Origin of the sequence: Tatumella sp. JGM118, assembly GCF_018257515.1 — a bacterium.
Classification (GTDB): Bacteria; Pseudomonadota; Gammaproteobacteria; order Enterobacterales; family Enterobacteriaceae; genus Tatumella; species Tatumella terrea.
In genome coordinates, this window is record NZ_JAERJR010000002.1 from 366,595 (window position 1) to 385,567 (window position 18,973).

17 protein-coding genes are annotated in these 18,973 nt (G+C 53.7%); 7 read left to right on the forward strand and 10 right to left on the reverse strand.

Annotated features, from left to right (window positions below; all coding sequences use genetic code 11):
• Positions 1-128: 128 nt before the first annotated feature.
• Positions 129-1,127, forward strand: a complete 999-nt coding sequence (locus JK223_RS04130; protein WP_212712936.1) for a hypothetical protein — start codon at positions 129-131, stop codon at positions 1,125-1,127.
• Here JK223_RS04130 and JK223_RS04135 read toward each other — a convergent pair.
• A complete protein-coding gene (locus JK223_RS04135; RefSeq protein ID WP_212712937.1) occupies positions 1,109-2,026 on the reverse strand; it encodes a LysR family transcriptional regulator in 918 nt (305 codons plus the stop codon). The genes JK223_RS04130 and JK223_RS04135 overlap by 19 nt on opposite strands.
• A gap of 240 nt (positions 2,027-2,266) precedes the next feature.
• Here JK223_RS04135 and JK223_RS04140 point away from each other — a divergent pair, with 240 nt between their 5' ends.
• From JK223_RS04140 to JK223_RS04150, 3 genes are all read left to right on the forward strand, one after another.
• Positions 2,267-4,576, forward strand: coding sequence for an FdhF/YdeP family oxidoreductase (locus JK223_RS04140; RefSeq protein ID WP_212712938.1), 2,310 nt, complete (start codon positions 2,267-2,269; stop codon positions 4,574-4,576).
• 128 nt (positions 4,577-4,704) lie between these two features.
• Positions 4,705-6,639, forward strand: a complete 1,935-nt coding sequence (locus JK223_RS04145) for an exoribonuclease II (protein WP_212712939.1) — start codon at positions 4,705-4,707, stop codon at positions 6,637-6,639.
• A gap of 455 nt (positions 6,640-7,094) precedes the next feature.
• Positions 7,095-7,280: a glycine zipper 2TM domain-containing protein gene (locus JK223_RS04150; RefSeq protein WP_249213476.1), complete on the forward strand. Its 186-nt coding sequence runs from the start codon at positions 7,095-7,097 to the stop codon at positions 7,278-7,280.
• A 50-nt stretch (positions 7,281-7,330) separates the two neighbouring features.
• Here the strand turns inward: JK223_RS04150 and yciH are convergent, their stop codons facing one another.
• The 5 genes from yciH to JK223_RS04175 all read right to left on the reverse strand — a co-directional run bounded on the left by yciH (position 7,331) and on the right by JK223_RS04175 (position 10,914).
• A complete protein-coding gene (yciH, locus tag JK223_RS04155; protein WP_212712941.1) occupies positions 7,331-7,651 on the reverse strand; it encodes a stress response translation initiation inhibitor YciH in 321 nt (106 codons plus the stop codon).
• Positions 7,651-8,373: an orotidine-5'-phosphate decarboxylase gene (gene pyrF, locus JK223_RS04160; protein WP_212712942.1), complete on the reverse strand. Its 723-nt coding sequence runs from the start codon at positions 8,371-8,373 to the stop codon at positions 7,651-7,653. Before pyrF ends, yciH begins: the two co-directional genes overlap by 1 nt.
• A gap of 180 nt (positions 8,374-8,553) precedes the next feature.
• Positions 8,554-9,723 carry a lipopolysaccharide assembly protein LapB gene (lapB, locus tag JK223_RS04165; protein ID WP_212712943.1) on the reverse strand — a complete coding sequence of 390 codons (1,170 nt, stop codon included), beginning with the start codon at positions 9,721-9,723 and terminating at the stop codon, positions 8,554-8,556.
• 6 nt (positions 9,724-9,729) lie between these two features.
• Positions 9,730-10,038 carry a LapA family protein gene (locus tag JK223_RS04170; RefSeq protein WP_212712944.1) on the reverse strand — a complete coding sequence of 103 codons (309 nt, stop codon included), beginning with the start codon at positions 10,036-10,038 and terminating at the stop codon, positions 9,730-9,732.
• Positions 10,039-10,185: 147 nt separating this feature from the next.
• Positions 10,186-10,914 carry a phosphatase PAP2 family protein gene (locus tag JK223_RS04175; protein ID WP_212712945.1) on the reverse strand — a complete coding sequence of 243 codons (729 nt, stop codon included), beginning with the start codon at positions 10,912-10,914 and terminating at the stop codon, positions 10,186-10,188.
• A 217-nt stretch (positions 10,915-11,131) separates the two neighbouring features.
• On the opposite strand from JK223_RS04175, the gene ribA reads away from it, so the two are divergent.
• Entirely contained in the window at positions 11,132-11,734 is a 603-nt protein-coding gene (ribA, locus tag JK223_RS04180) for a GTP cyclohydrolase II (RefSeq protein ID WP_212712946.1), read from the forward strand.
• A gap of 421 nt (positions 11,735-12,155) precedes the next feature.
• Here ribA and cysB read toward each other — a convergent pair whose 3' ends face one another.
• From cysB to JK223_RS04195, 3 genes are all read right to left on the reverse strand, one after another.
• A complete protein-coding gene (gene cysB / locus JK223_RS04185) occupies positions 12,156-13,130 on the reverse strand; it encodes an HTH-type transcriptional regulator CysB (RefSeq protein ID WP_212712947.1) in 975 nt (324 codons plus the stop codon).
• A 201-nt stretch (positions 13,131-13,331) separates the two neighbouring features.
• Positions 13,332-15,929, reverse strand: a complete 2,598-nt coding sequence (topA, locus tag JK223_RS04190; RefSeq protein WP_212712948.1) for a type I DNA topoisomerase — start codon at positions 15,927-15,929, stop codon at positions 13,332-13,334.
• A 92-nt stretch (positions 15,930-16,021) separates the two neighbouring features.
• Positions 16,022-16,294: a hypothetical protein gene (locus tag JK223_RS04195; protein WP_212712949.1), complete on the reverse strand. Its 273-nt coding sequence runs from the start codon at positions 16,292-16,294 to the stop codon at positions 16,022-16,024.
• Between JK223_RS04195 and JK223_RS04200 the strand changes: the two genes are divergently transcribed.
• Positions 16,293-16,544, forward strand: a complete 252-nt coding sequence (locus JK223_RS04200; protein ID WP_212712950.1) for a DUF2498 family protein — start codon at positions 16,293-16,295, stop codon at positions 16,542-16,544. The genes JK223_RS04195 and JK223_RS04200 overlap by 2 nt on opposite strands.
• A gap of 50 nt (positions 16,545-16,594) precedes the next feature.
• Here the strand turns inward: JK223_RS04200 and sohB are convergent, their stop codons facing one another.
• The gene (sohB, locus tag JK223_RS04205) at positions 16,595-17,641 is read right to left on the reverse strand and encodes a protease SohB (RefSeq protein WP_212712951.1); all 1,047 of its coding nucleotides are present in this window, start codon (positions 17,639-17,641) and stop codon (positions 16,595-16,597) included.
• Between the two features lie 172 nt (positions 17,642-17,813).
• Between sohB and JK223_RS04210 the strand changes: the two genes are divergently transcribed.
• Positions 17,814-18,575, forward strand: a complete 762-nt coding sequence (locus tag JK223_RS04210; RefSeq protein ID WP_212712952.1) for a YciK family oxidoreductase — start codon at positions 17,814-17,816, stop codon at positions 18,573-18,575.
• The last annotated feature ends 398 nt before the right edge of the window (positions 18,576-18,973 follow it).

Consider the following 18,973-nt stretch of genomic DNA (forward strand, 5'->3'; position numbering starts at 1 on the left):
GTTTATATATCTGCCCGTTATTAGTTAGTCTGTAACATTCCTTCTCCCTGAACCTTCTGTCAGCCACTATAGGCGCAGTGATTTTGCGCAGGCCCCCACGGGTCAGGCATGATATCAGAGGATTGTGTATGGAATTACGACGTCATAACCATCCCACCGCAGGGGATAACAGCGAGCCCGTCTTACGCCCGTCCACCCCCGCCGTCTGTCACCGATCTCCTGCCGTCAGGCAGCACCGTGATCTTCTTGCCGGACTGGCACAGCACCCGGTGCCGGATAAAAAGTTTCGCCAGCCACTGCAGCCCTTATCCCGGCACTCTGCGGCAATCTACAGCAGGCTGTTCCCGGAAAGTCCCTGTCCTGAGCCACACGGCAGCCTCACCCTCTATGAACGTCTGACCATCGCACTGACGGTCGCTCAGCTGACAGAAACCGGAGCCCTTAGCGACTTCTACGCGGAGTGGCTCAGCCCCTTACCGGGCCCCGCAGGGACCCGTGAAAATAATCTGCGGCTGACCACGATCACCGAATATACCCGTTTACTGACCTGCTCCTCGGCAGCAACCCCCTCCCCGCAGCGGGCGGGCCTGCAGCAATCGGGCCTGACTCTGGCGGATATCGTTACCCTGCACCAGTTATGCGGTTTCGTGGGCTGGCAGGCACAGTGGATTAGCGGAGTGATGACACTGGCGGCTGACGGAGTCACATCACATTACAGTAACCCCCCGCTCCCCCCCTATCCTGACCTGCTCCCCGGCGGGATCAGAGAGCCTTTAGCCAGGCTTAAGGTGTCCGGGCCCGTCACCGCCCGGCGTCACCTGTTGCGGGACATCAGGACTCTGGGCCAGCCATCGCTGAACGCGGAGATTATCGGTCAAGCCCCGGCGGCAGCCCGTGCCTGGCTGATTCTGAGAGCGTTATCCGGCCCGACGGCCGATGCCGGTCACCTCTTTACAGAGAGTACTGCCGTGCCTCCTGATTTTCGCCGGCGGACTTCCCCGCTTTCCTGCCGTGAACTGGAGGCGCTGAAACGTCAGGATCGGAAAGCTGACGATCTGCTGTCGTTACTGGGCAGGATCGCCATGAATATCTGGGATTACCGGCTGATTCAGCTGGCCGTCGTGTGAGTCATGACCGGCAGCGCCCCGCGCGCTTCATCGAAGAAGTGCTGAACCAGGGGCGTGGCTTTACCCGCGCTGGCGATGACCATCGCTCCCTGGCGGTTCATCGGTGGCATATCGACCGGGCTCTCCCCGAGCCCGTTCAGCATCGCCGGCAAAATATGACCTTTCGGGGCCAGCATCACTCCCATACCGCGATGGACACTTTCCAGCAGTTGCGATACGGAAGCACTTTCGATAATGGTGCGGAAGGATAACCCTGCCTGCCGGAAGCCATTATCCAGATAACGCCGGAAATAGCGGGTCTGTTCGGCCAGGCAGAGCGGCAATGCTGCCACCGTTGCCAGCGGCAACCGCTCACTGCCCGTCAGTTGCGCAAAGGTGTTGCGGCAATAGAGCGCCACCACGCCTTCGTCGGCAAAGAAGGCAGCCTGAAACTGTAACTGACGCAAGGTGATCAGTTCGAAAAAACCAAAAGCCACATCGACGGTGTGACCGTTGATCGCTTCCAGTAACTGGTCTGCACTCATCACATCAATCCGGTAATTAATTTCAGGATAGCGTGCCGATACCGCCTGTAAGACCCCGGTCAGTGAAATACTGCACTGCGGAACCACGCCCACCCGCAGTGTGCCCTGAATACCATGTTTCATGGCATCGACTTCCAGTTTCAGTCCCTGATACACAGAGACCATTTCCCGCGCCCACGAGAGTACCCGTTCGCCTTCCGGCGTGAACCCGGAAAATGTATTAGTCCGGTTAATCAGAGAAACGCCCAGTTCATGCTCGAGGTTCTTCAGCCGCATGGAAAGTGTCGGCTGACTGACAAAACTGGCTTCGGCGGCCCGGCCAAAATGTTTTTCCTGTTCCAGGTTACACAAATAGACCAGTTGTTTTAAATCCATGTGCTGTCCTTCCGGTACTAAAGCATCGATCATCTGCGTCGCTGACTGGCCCCGGGCGCAGCCGGGAGCGTATGAATTAAGGGTGGCCGCATTTAAGCCAGCTTGCAAGCGGCTGACGATAAACAGGCTCTATCGCTCGTTAATTGTAATCAATTAGACACCACGAAAACATAAAAGCACAATTCTGTTCATATAATGAGTACAATTATTCAACATCACCTAACGGAAGCGGCATCCACTATGAAATTTAAACGTCAGATTAAACCGTACCATGCGGCAGCCGGTGGCTGGGGTTCGCTGGAAGCCACGACCCGCTTCGTTTTTGACAGTAAAGCGGCACTTAAGAATATGCGCAACCTGATGCGTATGAATAAAGCCCGCGGGTTTGACTGTCCGGGCTGCGCCTGGGGCGATGATAATAAGAGTACCTTCAGTTTTTGCGAAAACGGTGCCAAAGCGGTGACCTGGGAAGCTACCCGCCGCACCGTTGACCCTGACTTTTTTGCACAGCATAGCGTCAGCCGCCTGTATGCCGAAAGCGACTATTTTCTGGAATATCAGGGAAGGTTAACCCACCCGCTCTCTTATAACCCGGAGACCGACCATTATGAACCCGTCAGCTGGGAAGATGCCTTTACTCTGATTGCTCAACATATTCATGCCATGGATAATCCGGACCAGATTGAACTATATACCTCCGGGCGCGCCAGTAATGAAGCCTCATGGTTATATCAGTTATTTGGCCGCATGCTGGGCACCAATAATTTCCCTGACTGCTCCAATATGTGTCATGAAGCCAGCGGTACCGGTCTGAAACGGAGTATTGGTGTCGGTAAAGGCACTATCCGGCTGGATGATTTTGACAGTGCGGATGCTATTTTTGTTTTCGGACAGAACCCCGGCACCAACCATCCGCGTATGCTGCACAGCTTACGTCATGCCGCCGATCACGGGGCGAAGATCGTTACCTTTAATACACTGCGTGAACGTGGCCTTGAACGGTTTGCCGACCCGCAGAATCCGCTGGAAGTGGTGACCCCGATGGCCGGGAAGATCAGTTCGTCTTATTACCAGCCCCGCCTCGGTGGCGATATGGCGGCCGTGCGCGGGATGGTAAAAGCCCTGCTGGAAGAGCATCGCCGCCAGCTGGCGCAGGGTGGCCAGGGTATTTTCGATATGCAGTTTATCAGTGAACACACCCACGGGGTGGAAGCCTATCTGGCGGCGGTGGATGCGAGCGGCTGGGAGATGATTATTGCCGGGTCCGGCCTTTCCGAAGAGGAGCTGCGCCAGGCGGCGGCTATCTATCAGCACTCAGAACGGGTGATTTGTACCTGGGCGATGGGCATCACTCAGCATAAACATTCGGTCGATACTGTACGTGAGATCGCCAACCTGCAACTGTTGTTCGGCCAGCTCGGGAAAAAAGGGGCCGGCCTGTGTCCGGTACGCGGGCACAGTAATGTGCAGGGAAACCGGACCATGGGCATCGACGAAAAGCCCGGCGCCCCGTTTCTGGACGCGCTGGGCGCGCATTTCGGTTTCGAACCGCCGCGCCGCGCCGGGCATAGCACCGTGGAAGCCATCGAAGCCATGCTGCGTGATGAAATTCGTGTACTGATCACCCTCGGCGGAAACCTGGCGGCGGCGGCACCGGATTCCCCGCGCACCGAAGAAGCGATCCAACGCTGCGGTCTGACCGTACATATCAGTACCAAGCTGAACCGCACGCACCTGGTCCCGGGCTATGAGAACAGCCTGATATTACCGACCCTGGGCCGTACCGAACGGGATATGCAGCGCAGCGGCTCTCAGTTTATTACGGTTGAGGATTCTTTCAGCATGGTCCATGCCTCTGAAGGTGTCGGTATTCCGCTGTCAGAGCATCAGCGTTCCGAAACCGCCATCGTGGCCGGGATAGCCAATGCCGTGCTCGGCAGAGAAAAAGCCGACTGGCAAGGCATGGCCGACGACTACTCGATTATCCGTGACCATATTGCCGCCACCCTGCCGGGTTTTGACGATTTTAATCAGAAATGCGAGCAACCCGGCGGATTCTATCTGGGGAATGCCGCTGCCCGGCATGTGTTCGGGACCCCGTCGGGGAAAGCCGAATTCAGTGCTGCCCCTCTGCCGGGAACACTGTTCCCGCAGCTTGGCGACGCGACGGTGCCTTTTGTTTTACAGACACTCCGTTCTCATGACCAGTACAACACCACCATCTATGGGCTGGATGATCGCTATCGGGGGGTTTACGGCCAGCGCAGGGTGGTATTTATTCATCCGGAAGATATGGCTGAACAAGGGATGCACGAAGGCGACCAGGTGGATATCGAAACCCTGTGGAATGATGGCATTACCCGGCAGGTGCACGGCTTTGTGCTGGTGCCCTATAACATCCCCCGCGGTAACCTGGCGGCGTATTATCCGGAGACGAACCCGCTGGTCCCGTTATCCAGTTACGGGGATGACAGCGGTACGCCAACCTCTAAGTCGATACCGGTGAAACTGGCCCTCACCCGGCAGCAGCCGTCATTACGTATCGCCTGAGGAAAAATCACGCAGAAAAGCCGGGGGATGAGTCCGGCTTTTTTTATCTTTCTCGGTTTGGCTATTGCCCGGCAGCGATGATTCGCGTAAAACTGTCAGCCGCTGTTAGGCCACGAAACTATAAAATTATGTTCCAGGATAACCCGCTGCTGTCGCAGCTGAAAGAAACACTTCATGCACAAACTCCCCGCGCGGAAGGTGTGGTAAAAGGTACCGATAAAGGCTTTGGCTTCCTGGAAGTCGATGCCCAGAAAAGTTACTTTATTCCGCCGCCGCAGATGAAAAAAGTGATGCATGGCGACCGTGTGGTTGCTGTCATCCAGACCAATAACGGAAAAGAAAGTGCCGAACCGGAAACCCTGGTGGAGCCCTTCCTGAGCCGTTTTGTCGGTCGCGTCCAGAAAAAAGATGACCGGTTATCGATTATTCCCGATCATCCGCTGCTGAAAGATGCCATTTCCTGCCGGCCCGCCCGTCACCTGGAACATGAATTTCAGGCCGGAGACTGGGCGGTGGCTGAGATGCGTCGTCACCCGTTAAAAGGTGACCGTAGTTTTTATGCCGAACTGACCGGGTTTATTACCTTCGCTGAGGATCATCTGGCCCCGTGGTGGGTGACACTGTCACGCCACAATCTGGAACGTGAAGCGCCGGACGTTGGCTTCGGTGAGATGCTCGATGAACAGTTGACCCGTGAAGATCTTACCGCGCTGGAATTTATCACCATCGATAGTGCCAGTACGGAAGATATGGACGACGCCCTGTACACCGAAGAACTCCCGGACGGTAAGCTTCGTCTGACGGTGGCCATTGCCGACCCCACCGCCTACGTCCCGCAAGGCAGTGAGCTGGATAAACTTGCCGCACAGCGCGCATTTACCAACTATCTGCCGGGCTTTAACATTCCGATGCTGCCACGTGAGCTGTCTGATGATGTCTGCTCACTGCGTCCCGGCGTACGCCGCCCGGTACTGGCCTGTCATATCGTTATTGATAAAGACGGTACACCGGAAGCGGAGACCCGTTTCTTTGCCGCATGGATCGAATCAAAAGCCAAACTGGCTTATGACGATGTTTCCGACTGGCTGGAAAATAGCGGTGACTGGCAGCCTGCCAGCGATGCGATAGCTCAGCAGATCACCCTGCTGCAACGTTTTTGCCTGGCCCGTAATGAATGGCGCCGTAAGCATGCCCTGGTATTCAAAGACCGTCCGGATTACCGCTTTATTCTGGGTGAGAAAGGCGAAGTACTGAAAATCGTTGCAGAGCCACGCCGCATTGCTAACCGCATGATCGAAGAAGCGATGATCACCGCCAATATCTGCGCGGCTAACGTGCTGGGTGAGGCGCTGGGCTTTGGTATCTACAATGTCCATGCGGGCTTTGATGAAGCGAATGCCGAACAGGTGACCGGGGTTCTTGCGGGTCATGGCATTACGGTCGATCCTAAAGAGATCGCGACCCTGGAAGGCTTTAAGGTGATGCGCCGCGAGCTGGACAGTATGCCGACCCAGTATCTGGATAGCCGTATCCGTCGCTTCCAGTCATTCGCCGAAATCAGCACCAAACCAGGCCCCCATTTTGGTCTGGGGCTGGAAGCCTATGCCACCTGGACCTCGCCTATCCGTAAATATGGTGACATGATCAACCATCGTTTACTGAAGGCGATTATTCTGGGCCAGCAGGCTGAACTGCCGGCAGAAGAGCTGACCACCATTATGGGTGAGCGTCGCCGTCTGAATCGCATGGCGGAACGGGATGTCGGGGACTGGTTATATGCCCGTTATCTGGCCCCCTATGCCGGTACCGACCAGAAGTTTGCGGCAGAAATCATTGATATTTCGCGCGGCGGTATGCGTGTCCGTCTGACGGACATTGGTGCCGTAGCCTTTATCCCGGCGCCGTTTATCCACAGTGTGCGTGATGAACTGGTGTGCAGCCAGGATAGCGGCACCGTACAGATCAAGGGTGAAGAGCGCTATCGCGTGACAGATCTTATTGAAGTCACCATTGCAGAAGTCCGTATGGAAAACCGCAATGTAGTCGCCCGTCCGGTCGTCTGATGACCGCAGCATACTCCCTGCGGGGAGTATGCTCTTTTCTTCTTTGCTCCCTGTCTCTGACCGTTAACGGCCCTGCCGTGACTTCCTCGATGTTGCCTTTTACTGTGATTCTCCTTAACAGTTTACCGCGTTGCTGGCCCACCCGACGGTTAAAAGACCGGCAAGGCATGACTGCGGATCTCAATGGGGCCGCTGAATGACGGCCGGGAAGCCCCGACGCCTCCGAAAAGCAGACCTTTCCCCGGATTTGCAAAAAGATTCAGAATATTCACGCTATTCCTGTCCGCGGTTTTCGCTGTACTCTCTCAGGCAACGGCTGCCGGATGGCCGTCATCCCTGCGACGGGCCGTTATCCGGTCCATCACAGGTTACAAGATTTTAGTCGTTTTATTCGCCGTCAACGGCAATAAACTGAGGAGCTGACCGTGATCATCACAAAAAAAACGATAACGTCGATGATTGTTATCACACTGCTGGTCGGAAGTGTTACCGGATGTTCTAACTGGTCAAAACGGGACAGACATACCGCTCTGGGCGCCGGGATCGGCGCTATCGGCGGGAATATACTGACGGGCGGGAGTACTCTGGGGACCTTAGGGGGTGCAGCCGTAGGTGGCGTTGTCGGCCATCAGACGCACTGATCCTATGCGGAAAAAGGGCCAGTCATGGCCCTTTTTTTATGGCAGAGAGATCAGCCACCCGCGAGTTTGACTGTTAACCCTTTGGCTTCCAGCAGCGATTTCAGTAAATCGCGCTTATCCCCCTGAATTTCGATATCGCCTTCTTTGACCGCGCCCCCGCACCCGCATTTCTTCTTCAGTTCTGCGGCGAGTTTAGCCAGTTCGGCATCCGGCAAATCCAGGCCGGTAATAATGCATACTCCTTTGCCTTTACGGCCACTGGTCTGACGCTGGATCCTGACAATACCGTCCCCTTTAGGGCGCTCTGTCACTGCTTCAGCCGGCCTGATACGTCCGCTCTCCGTGGAATACACCAGATTATCCCGGGCCATTATACCCCCTGTAAAGATTGCAGAATCGATGCCAGCGCCGCCGCCGGGTCGGCGGCCTGAGTAATCGGACGCCCTATCACCATATAGTCTACCCCGGCCTGCTTAGCCTGTGGCGGGGTCATGATGCGGCGCTGATCCTGTGCGGCACTGCCTTCGGGGCGAATCCCCGGTGTCACCAGAGCAAAATCATGCCCCAGCTGCTGTCGGAAACTGACCGCTTCATGTGCAGAACAGACCACACCATCCAGGCCACATTCTTTGGTCAGTCCCGCCAGATGCAGTGCATGCGCGGCAGGGGTTCGATCTATACCGATATCGCGTAAATCACTGGCTTCCATACTGGTTAATACGGTCACCGCAATCAGTAGTGGCGCATCGTTGCCCATCGGGATCAGGGCTTCACGCGCAGCATTCATCATTCTTGCCCCGCCACTGGCGTGCACATTGACCATCCAGACGCCAAGGTCGGCTGCCGCAGCGACGGCATGGGCGACGGTGTTCGGAATATCGTGAAATTTAAGATCGAGGAAAACATCGAATCCCCGGGATTGCAGGGTCTTTACCCATTCCGGCCCGAAACGGGTAAACATCTCTTTACCCACTTTCAGCCGGCAGCGTTGCGGGTCGATAAGGTCTGTCAGCGCTAATGCCCGATTGATATCGTCAAAGTCGAGTGCAACCAGCACCGGTGAAGTAACAGAAGATGGCGATACAGCAGTCATGGCAGTTTTCCTTTAAATAACAAAAGAGCATCGGGCTTGGCTGATAAACGGCGCTTATTCTACCTGCCTGACTTTCGTTGTCACCTTTTTTGCACGGTGCCGCGGGCTAAGTATTAACAACCTAGTGTATGTTGTAACTAAATAACAGCACAAAAAACAGAGCCTGCGCTCTGTCCGGGGTTATTGTCCGTCCGTGCCGCGGATCGGTTTAACCGAAGCCCAGGTGCGGCATGAAGGGCAATGCCAGTAGATGGCATGGGCGGTAAAACCACATTTTTCACACCGGTAACGCGGTCGGGTGCGGATCTGCTCGCCGACCATATTACGCAGCACCGCCAGGCTCTGTTTCGCCCGCCCGTCTTCAGCATCCTGCAGATAATAGTTGATCAGACGATGGAACCCACGTGTGGTCGGATGCTGGTCCAGTCGCTTCATCAGGAACAGCTGAGCCGGTTCAGTGCCTTCGGTCGAGTCGATGATATCGGCCAGATAAAGCTCCGCAGAGTTCCCGGTATTTGCGGCGACACAGCGTTGCAAAAACTCCACCCACTGGGCCGGCGTATTCAGACGCTGATAACATCCTTCCAGCAGTGGCAAAACTTCACTGACGAATTCAGGGTCCTGCTGCAGTACACGTTGCATGCTCTGTACAGCTTTCTGGTCATCCCCTTTTTCGATAAAGATCCGTCCCATCATGATTGAGATCCGGGCGCAGTTTTTATCGGCAGATTCCCCTTTTTTCAACAGGCTAAGCGCCTTATCCAAATCGTCGCTGCTCATCGCCTGCAGAGCCAGCTCACAATACAGATGCGCAATAACCCGCTTCTGCTTATCCTGCCCCAACCGCACCAGCCGCTCAGCGGTATCGATCGCCTGACTCCAGTCACTGGTCAGCTGATAGATCTGTAATAACTGCGTGAGGGCACCTTCGCGGAAATCGGTCTCATCCGTGAGCTGGGCAAACATATCCTCGGCGCGGTCATAAAGGCCAGCCGCCAGATAGTCCCGGCCCAGCTGCTGAACCGCCAGCAAACGCTGATCGTAGTCCAGAGACGTACTTTCCATTAAGGACTGGTGGATACGGATCGCCCTATCCACTTCCCCGCGGGAACGAAACAGATTACCCAGCGTCAGATGCGCTTCTATCGCCCCGCTATCCTCTTTAAGCATATCCAGGAACAGGTCGACCGCTTTATCCTGCTGATTTGAAAGTAAAAAGTTTACGCCGGTCACGTAGTCCCGGGAAAGGCGATTGGCTTCCTGTTGTTTGTCCTGATGCGCGCTACGCCGTCCCATGTACCAGCCATAGGCCGCTGCAACAGGCAATAACAGAAACAACAATTCGAGCATAGCCGATTATTCCTTCACCACGGATTTATCCCTGGCTGTGGTGACTGAAGTGGCCGGGGTGAATTGCGTCTCAAGACGCTTAATCTTACGCCGGGCGTGGGATAATGCCAGACGCATCCGCAGCCAGAACAAGCCACAGATCACCCACCCGAGAATAAAACCGGCACCGAATAGCGTTGCCAGCAGCGTGGAAATACGGAAATCGCCCTGAGCGAGCAGATAGTTAAAGGTCACTATCTGATCATTTTTGGCTCCCAGGGTAATTGAGATGATAAAAATGACCAGTACGACTAAAAAAATCAGTAAATATTTCACAATGCATCCTGTTATCGTCTTCTTTTTCTCATCAGCCGTAAAAACAGCGACGCCCGACCGACGGAAAATACTCCGGGTTAACCGCATCATTCTATTATGGGGATGCTGGCTGTATTTACAATATTACTTTTCTCTTAGTCACATAAATTACCCCTGCCGGTCATGCCCGGTCAGAAGCCGCCTGAATATAGTACAGGCCACCGTCAGCGTAATACCGGCGACCATCACTGACATTGTCACATCCCACGGCCAGTGCATACCGAGTGCCATCCGGCTCCACATCACCACCATCGCCCAGACAAAGGTCGCAATGACGGTAATATAATGGCGTTTAACACCTGCCAGTACCAGCATCAGCAGTGCCCAGCAGGCCGCAAACATACTGTGCCCTGACGGGAAGGAGTAGCCAGTCTCATAAGCCCAATGTTGCCGCAGCCAGCCGGGGATCACCTGCTGCTGCCCGGCCACCCGCCCGACCAGCTGTCCGCGCTGCTGACGGGAAAGATGATAAAAGTTGCCGACCGCGGTACCGGACTCCTTGCTTATCCATAAGGTATAAGGCCTGGGTTCCTGCACGTAATGCTTGATAAGCTTGTTGACCCCCTGCCCGCCCCAGACTACCAGCACCACCAGCACTGCCGTCTGCGCGAGCTCACGGAGGCCCGCACCATCACCATAACGTAACCACAGCAGCCACCCGCCAAGCAGTAACGTGGTCAGTATACCCCAGGGCCTCGTCACCGTCTCAGTAAAGGCAAATAATAGCGGCTGAAGAGGCAGCGTATTACCGGGCTGCCAGTGCCAGCCCGATACCCAGACCAGCAGAGGCAGACAGAGTAATATCAGCACACCGGCACTGACAGATTTTAAAACCATAAACATCGGATATCCTTTTTCTGCCTGTCGTTAGTGAAAATTATCATTTTCTGCGCCTGCCGCAATACGTTATTCTCCCCGCTTGCCTGATTGTGCTTTCGCGCCGGCATGAGCGGCATAATATTACGTTACGATGCACAATTATGGCACAATACAGAGATAACCTCTGCCGTTCAGAGTGCTGATAATAATACAGTTTTAGAGTAACGGAGTTTACATGCAACTTAAGCGGGTGGCGCAGGCCACACTACCCACACCCTGGGGTGATTTCCTGATGGTGGGGTTTGAAGAAATTAAAACAGGTAAAGACCATGTCGCGCTGGTCTATGGCGATATCAGTGGTGAGACGCCCGTCCTTGCCAGAGTTCACTCTGAATGTCTGACCGGGGATGCGCTATTCAGCTTACGTTGCGACTGTGGTTTCCAGCTTGAAGCAGCACTCAATGCCATCGCCACCGAAGGTCGGGGTGTCCTGCTGTATCATCGTCAGGAAGGCAGAAATATTGGCCTGCTGAATAAAATTCGTGCATACGCGTTGCAGGATCAGGGGCTGGATACTGTCGAAGCGAACCTCAGACTCGGCTTTGCCGCCGATGAGCGTGATTTTACGCTGTGTGCCGATATGTTCAGTTTACTGGACGTTCACGCTGTCCGCTTGCTGACCAATAATCCACGGAAGGTCAAAGTACTGGCCGATGCCGGGATCAATATTACCGAACGTGTCCCGCTTGAAGTCGGGAGAAACCCGAAGAACAGCGGTTATCTGGATACGAAAGCCTTAAAAATGGGGCATTTACTGCATCCGCACAATGATGACTGATCCCCGTTCGCAGTAAACCCGTCACTGTCTGATCTACGTTACCCGTGATCTGCTGCCCGGCAGCAATATGGCTCACGGGCAACGTTCAGTCACCTACCAACGATACCGCTATCGGGTCAGTTCAGCAGCTGCAAAATAAGGAAGATCACCCCTGCCCAGAAGGCCAGGCAAAAAAGCAATGCCAGTCCCCAGACTCTGCAGCGATATCGGCAGAGAGAAGTTCCGGATGAGGTTTCTGATAACGGAGACCCTTGCGGGCGGGTACGAAAAGAAAAATGCATAATACATCCCTGTTTGCCTGACAAAATACTTCAGCGGTCTTATCACCAGTGGCTGATATATTCTGTCGCCGGTCATCCATGACCGGCATGATAAAGATCAAAGTTAACATCAGCCACGTCGGGCCGATGTCACGTTCCGGTTATTTAACCGGTAAACGGATATCTTTAAACATCGCTTCAATATCTTCATTCGAGCGTAAAGCAATCGCCGCATCCACCACATCCCGGGTCAGATGAGGGGCAAACCGCTGAATAAAGTCATACATATAGGTTCTGAGGAAACTGCTGCTCCTGAAACCTATTTTAGTGGTGCTGTAGGTGAAAATATCAGACACATCAATCTTCACCAGATCGGTTTCCGTCACCGGGTCGATAGCCATACTGGCAATCACCCCAATCCCCAGCCCCAGACGAACATAGGTTTTAATGACATCTGCGTCGGTGGCGGTAAAAACAATCTTTGGTGTCAGACCGGCCTGATTGAAAGCAGAATCCAGTTCTGAACGGCCGGTGAACCCAAAGGTATAGGTCACCAGCGGAAACTCGGCCAGGTCCTGGATAGTCACCCGCGCTTTTTCGGTCAGCGGATGTCCCGGCGGAACGACGATGGCACGGTTCCAGTGGTAACAGGGCAGCATCACTAAATCATCATAGAGGTGTAACGCCTCGGTCGCGATAGCGAAGTCAGCATTGCCTTTTGATACCGCTTCCGCTATCTGCGTCGGCGACCCCTGATGCATGTGCAGGGATACCCGCGGATAACGCTGGATAAAACCTTTGATGACGGGGGGAAGCGCATAACGTGCCTGGGTATGTGTGGTTGCGACGTACAGAGATCCCTGATCCGGCCAGGTATGCTCACCGGCGACCGATTTTATCGCTTCCACTTTGGATAATACTTCACGCGCAATACGAATGATTTCATCGCCGGCCGGGGTCACCTGAGTCAGGTGTTTACCACTGCGGGAGAAGATTTGCACACCGAGCTCATCTTCCAGCATACGAACCTGTTTACTGATCCCCGGCTGGGAGGTATAAAGCCCTTCCGCAGTGGAGGAAACATTCAGGTTATGGTTAACGACTTCGACGATATAGCGTAATTGCTGTAATTTCATAGCCCACCTTTTCGGGACAAAAGGTACTTATTGCCTGCATTCCTGCAAAAAAGTTATCTGATTAATTTATATTTATTAACAGGCTATCTATTGCTGTTAACTATAACCACTATAGCATTAATTTATAATTAACAGAACAAATAGCTATATCCGTTAAATTAAAAAAGCCAGCAAATGCTGGCTTTTTTGAGACAAAAAATACTACTTTTTCACTTCCTGCCACTGACCATCAATAAAGAACATTGACCAGCCGGTCGCTTTACCGTCTTTTTCCGAAGACACATATTGCTGTTTAGTCTTACGACTAAAGCGGACCAGCGTTTTATTCCCATTGGGATCAACGGCCGGCGCCTGAGTCAGATACGTAAACTTCTCCGGCAGACGGTCGCTGAACCGCTGTAACTCTTCCACCAGCGGCGCACGTGTCTCGCGGGATTTCGGGAAGGTGTTGGCGGCCAGGAATATACCCGCGGCCCCGTCACGCAGCACAAAATAGGCGTCAGACTTCTCACAGGTAAGCTCAGGTAACGGCACCGGATCTTCTTTCGGCGGAGCCACATCGCCGTTACGCAGGATCTTGCGGGTATTTTTACAGTCGTCGTTGGTACAGGCCATGTATTTTCCGAAACGTCCCATCTTCAGGTGCATTTCGCTGCCACATTTTTCGCATTCCACGACCGGACCATCATACCCTTTAATCCGGAACTCACCTTCTTCGATTTCATACCCGTCGCAGGAAGGGTTATTACCGCAGACATGCAGTTTACGTTTCTCATCGATCAGGTAACTGTCCATGGCGGTACCGCATTTACGGCAACGGGGACGCGCACGCAGGGCGTTAGTTTCCGCATCTTCACCTTCCAGAATATTCAGGACTTCATTTTCCGGGATCAGGTTAATCGTCTGCTTACAACGCTCTTTTGGCGGCAGTGCATACCCGGAACACCCAAGGAAGACCCCTGTGGTGGCAGTACGGATGCCCATATGCCGCTGACAGGTCGGACATTCGATCGAGGTCAGCACCATCTGATTCGGTTGCATGCCACCCTCTTCCGGATCTTTGTCTGCTTTCTGCAGCTGATCACTAAAATCGGTGAAGAAATGATCCAGAACGGCACGCCACTCGGCCTGATTATTCGCCACCTGGTCAAGGTTGTCCTCCATCCGCGCGGTAAAATCATAATTCATCAGCTCGCGGAAGTTATCTTCCAGACGATCGGTGACGATTTCCCCCATCTTTTCTGCATAGAAACGACGGCTCTCCACCCGGACATACCCCCTGTCCTGGATGGTCGAGATGATGGAGGCGTAGGTCGAAGGACGACCGATACCGCGTTTTTCAAGCTCACGGACCAGCGAGGCTTCACTGAAGCGGGCCGGTGGCTTGGTGAAGTGCTGCGCCGGCAATACTTCCAGCAGCGCAGGTGCATCACCCACCTCAATAGCCGGCAGCGTCAGATCATCATCGTTCTTGCGTAAGGCCGGCATAACACGCGTCCAGCCATCAAAACGCAGCGTACGTCCTTTCGCTTTAAGACGGTAATCTCCTGCCATCACCGTCAGGGTGGTGGAGTCATACTTTGCCGGCACCATCTGACACGCCACAAACTGACGCCAGATCAGCTGATATAACTTCTGCGCATCGGCTTCCATGTCTTTCAGTTGTTCGGCCAGGATATTGACATCAGACGGACGAATAGCTTCGTGCGCTTCCTGAGAATTATCTTTATTGGTATAGATATTGGCATTGTCCGGCAGGTATTTATTACCGAAATTACTGTCAATATAGCCCCGGGCCATTTCGATCGCGTCCTGGCTCAGGTTGGTGGAATCCGTACGCATATAAGTAATGTGGCCGCTCTCATAGAGTCGTTGTGCCAGCATCATGGTTTTCTTTACACCGTAGCCCAGACGGGTACTCGCCGCCTGTTGCAGAGTCGACGTAATAAAAGGTGCGCCAGGTTTACTGCTGGTCGGTTTATCTTCCCGCTCAGTGACCTGATAGGTCGCTTTTTCCAGCTCAGCGACCGCCGCCGCGGTGGTCTCTTTATTGACCGGACGGAAGGCTTTGTCGTGATGATGCGACACACGCATCAACAAATCGACCCCCTGCGGGGTATTCAGCCGGGCATCCACTTCCCAGTATTCTTCCGGGACAAAGGCTTTGATTTCACGTTCACGTTCGACCACCAGCCGCACAGCCACGGACTGGACACGACCGGCAGATAAACCGCGCGCCACTTTTTTCCACAACAGAGGTGAGACCATGTAACCCACCACACGGTCCATAAAACGACGTGCCTGCTGGGCATTCACACGGTCAATATTCAGTTCACCCGGCTCTTCAAAGGCCTGGCGGATCGCATTCTTAGTGATCTCGTTAAACACAACGCGGCTGAAGCGCGAATCGTCTCCACCGATGACTTCACGCAGGTGCCAGGCAATCGCCTCTCCTTCGCGGTCCAAATCCGTTGCGAGATAAATATGGTCAGCATCGGCTGCCAGGGTTTGTAATTCAGAAACGACTTTTTCTTTACCCGGTAAGATCTGGTAATTAGCTTTCCAGTTGTGCCACGGATCGACACCCATGCGGTTCACCAGAGCAGCTTTCTCGTCTTTTTTTCCTGACTTTGCTGTTTTGGCCTTGCCGGCTTCTGCCGTCTTCTTAGCCAGGGATCCGCTGGTCGGCAGATCCCGGATGTGACCCACGCTGGACTTAACGACAAAGCCACTGCCAAGGTATTTATTAATAGTTTTAGCCTTTGCCGGTGACTCAACAATAACGAGTGCTTTACCCATAGATAACTTTACCTAATAAAAACGTCCTGAAGAACGGGAGAGGAGAACTCCCCTGATTTGCAACAACGCTACTTGCTGCTGACTCCCGCGGTTCACGCCATGATCGGTTGATAACTGATAATAGCCCGGAAATTAACAGTATGATTAAAATAATCTTTTACTTTAGTTTTCCGGCCGGCCGTGAAGCGGGCTCCCTGATTCGCAAATCGTCCACACTCTACCTGATAAAATTTGAGACGCAACTTTATTAGCATCCTGACGAATTTCCGCCCGGCTTCACCGGCAAAAATTTTGTGGTGGCCGGGAAAAGCGCTTACAATACCCACATTCTCTGTCATGTCTTTAACAACGATGAGGAAAACCATGTCTGAACACCCTGAATTTATGGATAAAACAGCGCTGCTCGACATCGCGAATCAGTTTATACGCGGGCATGATGACTACTTTGCGGCAATGCAGGTGACCGGCGTTGATGAAAAAAACGGACACCTGATATTCAGCGGTCCGCTGTTCACCGATGCGCAGGGTTTACCGACACGCCAGACGACCGCGGTGTTTAACGTCTTTAAATTCCTGACGCTGAACTTATCATCACGCTACCGTCTGAAACACTAACCCCGGGAAATCCCGGGGTTAGAGGTTGTCATCAGAGCCACTGACGGTGGTTAAAGTAGCGGTTTTTCTCCACGTTGCCACCATTTCTGCAGCATACGTTCAGCGACCTGCGCACCGCTCTGAGTAAAGCGTTCAATGATGCTTTTCTTTTTACTGTAGCCGACCGACAGAATATTAAACTTATCCATCTGGCGGATGATCACTTCATCACTGGTTGCGATTTCATCAACCAGGCCATTTTCCAAGGCCTGGCGACCATACCAGTGTTCGCCCGTGGCGACGGACTCGATATCCAGCCCGGGGCGCATCTGATGAACAAAGGATTTAAACAGCAGATGCGTTTCGTTCAGATCTTCACGGAATTTCTCGCGCCCTTCTTCCGTGTTTTCACCCAGCAGCGTCAGAGTACGTTTATACTGTCCGGCCGTGTGAAGCTCAATATCGATATCATTGCGTTTCAGCAGACGATTAAAGTTAGGCACCTGGGCTACCACCCCGATAGAGCCGATGATCGCGAACGGCGCCGCGATGATACGTGAAGCGACACAGGCCATCATATAACCGCCGCTGGCAGCCACTTTGTCAACCACCGCCGTCAGGGGAATACCGTGGTCACGCAGACGTTGCAGCTGCGATGCCGCCAGGCCATAGCCATGGACCACACCCCCCGGGCTTTCCAGACGTAACAGAACTTCATCTCCGGCAGAGGCCACCGACAGGACAGCAGAAATTTCTTTACGCAATGAGGCTACCTCACCCGCATCCATGCTGCCTTTAAAATCGAGCAGGAAAAGAGTGTTTTTGGTCTCTTCACTGATCCCCTGTTTTGCCTTCGCCTTACTGGCTTTCGCTTTCTCTTTACGCTGTTTCTTTTCCGCTTTCAGGAAGAGCTTTTGTTCATGCTCCGGCAGTTTTGCGACCGCCAGCGTTTGTTTCAGGGTCTGATAATCTTCCCCCGGGTGCCCTAACTGAAGCTGACCCTGTCCCCCTTTCTTACGGGAAGAGAGGCTCACAATGGCCACTGCCAGCGCAATAATAGCCACGACAACAGTGACAATTTTCGCTAAAAATAATCCATATTCTGCAATAAAACTCACTCAGTCCACCTTAGTCAATTTCGGTTAAACGCATGTTTTCCTGGCCGGCCTGAGGTACTGAGGGGCGCTAAAGCCGGCCGCTAAGCTGGAAATTAACAGCATGTTATTCTAGTGTACCATAGGATAATTTGCGGCATAACTGCATGAAATTTTAAAAACAAAGGACCCGCCTGTGAATGCTCAGCAACAAAGCAACCTGTTGAAAAACCGTACACTGTTAGTCACCGGCGCCTCGGACGGCATTGGTCGTGAAGCCGCCCTGACCTATGCCCGCCAGGGCGCCCGGGTACTGCTGGCCGGCAGAAACCGGCAAAAGCTCAATCAGGTCCGTGACGATATCGCTGCCGCGGGACTGACTCCGGCTGCAGTACTGGTACTGGATTTTGCCACCGCCAGCGCTGAAGACTGCCGGCAATTTGCCGCAGAAGTTGCCACGCTCACCCCGCAGTTAGACGGCGTACTGCATAATGCCAGTATCCTCGGTACCCTCCAGCCGATGGCAGAGATCCCGCCCGCCGAGTGGTCTCAGGTCATGAAGGTCAATCTGGATACGACGTTTTTTCTGACCCAGGCCCTCCTGCCGCGACTGTTAACGTCACCTGCACCGTCACTGGTTTTCACCACCTCCAGTGTCGGGCGTGAAGGTCGGGCCGGATGGGGAACCTATGCCGTTTCCAAATTTGCCACCGAAGGAATGATGCAAATCCTGGCTGCCGAATATAAAGACACCGCCCTGCGGGTCAACTGTATTAATCCGGGGGGGACCCGTACTTCAATGCGTGCCAGCGCATTTCCGGAAGAAAATGCCGCACGGCTAAAAACCCCGGCCGAGATTATGCCGATCTATCTGTATCTGATGAGTGATGAAAGTCTGGGGAAAACAGGTCACAGTTTTGATGCTCAGCCCGGCAGAAAAGCCGGTCCGGCTGAATAGACAGGTAAAGCGCTGTCGCGGTGTGTCTCTTTTCACCGAACTGATCAGCCGGGATGTTCCGGAAGGGGGATTCTTCCGGCTATCGCCTGACAGAACGAATGATCCCCCGCACCGGGCATGGGGTAATGGGCAATAAATAGCCTCCGGCAGAGCCGGAGGCCTTTCAAAGGTGCCTGTCAGGCTCTCTTACCCACAGCGCCCTGACAGGCGCATCGCAATCTGACATTGGCAGGTTGGATGACTTACGACCCGTAAACGGGTTTCCCGGATAAGGGATACAGTAAAAGACCACCTTCTTAGAAGGTGGCTTTTGAGAATGCACCCTGTAAGGGGGGCTACTTTCACCTTCCGCTTACTACTCTAGCAATTCCATCTGTTGTTCATGTGTTTGTTCCGTT

What these genes read in the sequence shown, in the direction of transcription:
- JK223_RS04130 (WP_212712936.1), top strand. Translation starts at nt 129, where the DNA reads ATGGAATTACGACGTCATAACCATCCCACCGCAGGGGATAACAGCGAG.
- JK223_RS04135 (WP_212712937.1), bottom strand. Translation starts at nt 2,026, where the DNA reads ATGGATTTAAAACAACTGGTCTATTTGTGTAACCTGGAACAGGAAAAA.
- JK223_RS04140 (WP_212712938.1), top strand. Translation starts at nt 2,267, where the DNA reads ATGAAATTTAAACGTCAGATTAAACCGTACCATGCGGCAGCCGGTGGC.
- JK223_RS04145 (WP_212712939.1), top strand. Translation starts at nt 4,705, where the DNA reads ATGTTCCAGGATAACCCGCTGCTGTCGCAGCTGAAAGAAACACTTCAT.
- JK223_RS04150 (WP_249213476.1), top strand. Translation starts at nt 7,095, where the DNA reads ATGATTGTTATCACACTGCTGGTCGGAAGTGTTACCGGATGTTCTAAC.
- yciH (WP_212712941.1), bottom strand. Translation starts at nt 7,651, where the DNA reads ATGGCCCGGGATAATCTGGTGTATTCCACGGAGAGCGGACGTATCAGG.
- pyrF (WP_212712942.1), bottom strand. Translation starts at nt 8,373, where the DNA reads ATGACTGCTGTATCGCCATCTTCTGTTACTTCACCGGTGCTGGTTGCA.
- lapB (WP_212712943.1), bottom strand. Translation starts at nt 9,723, where the DNA reads ATGCTCGAATTGTTGTTTCTGTTATTGCCTGTTGCAGCGGCCTATGGC.
- JK223_RS04175 (WP_212712945.1), bottom strand. Translation starts at nt 10,914, where the DNA reads ATGGTTTTAAAATCTGTCAGTGCCGGTGTGCTGATATTACTCTGTCTG.
- ribA (WP_212712946.1), top strand. Translation starts at nt 11,132, where the DNA reads ATGCAACTTAAGCGGGTGGCGCAGGCCACACTACCCACACCCTGGGGT.
- cysB (WP_212712947.1), bottom strand. Translation starts at nt 13,130, where the DNA reads ATGAAATTACAGCAATTACGCTATATCGTCGAAGTCGTTAACCATAAC.
- topA (WP_212712948.1), bottom strand. Translation starts at nt 15,929, where the DNA reads ATGGGTAAAGCACTCGTTATTGTTGAGTCACCGGCAAAGGCTAAAACT.
- JK223_RS04200 (WP_212712950.1), top strand. Translation starts at nt 16,293, where the DNA reads ATGTCTGAACACCCTGAATTTATGGATAAAACAGCGCTGCTCGACATC.
- JK223_RS04195 (WP_212712949.1), bottom strand. Translation starts at nt 16,294, where the DNA reads ATGGTTTTCCTCATCGTTGTTAAAGACATGACAGAGAATGTGGGTATT.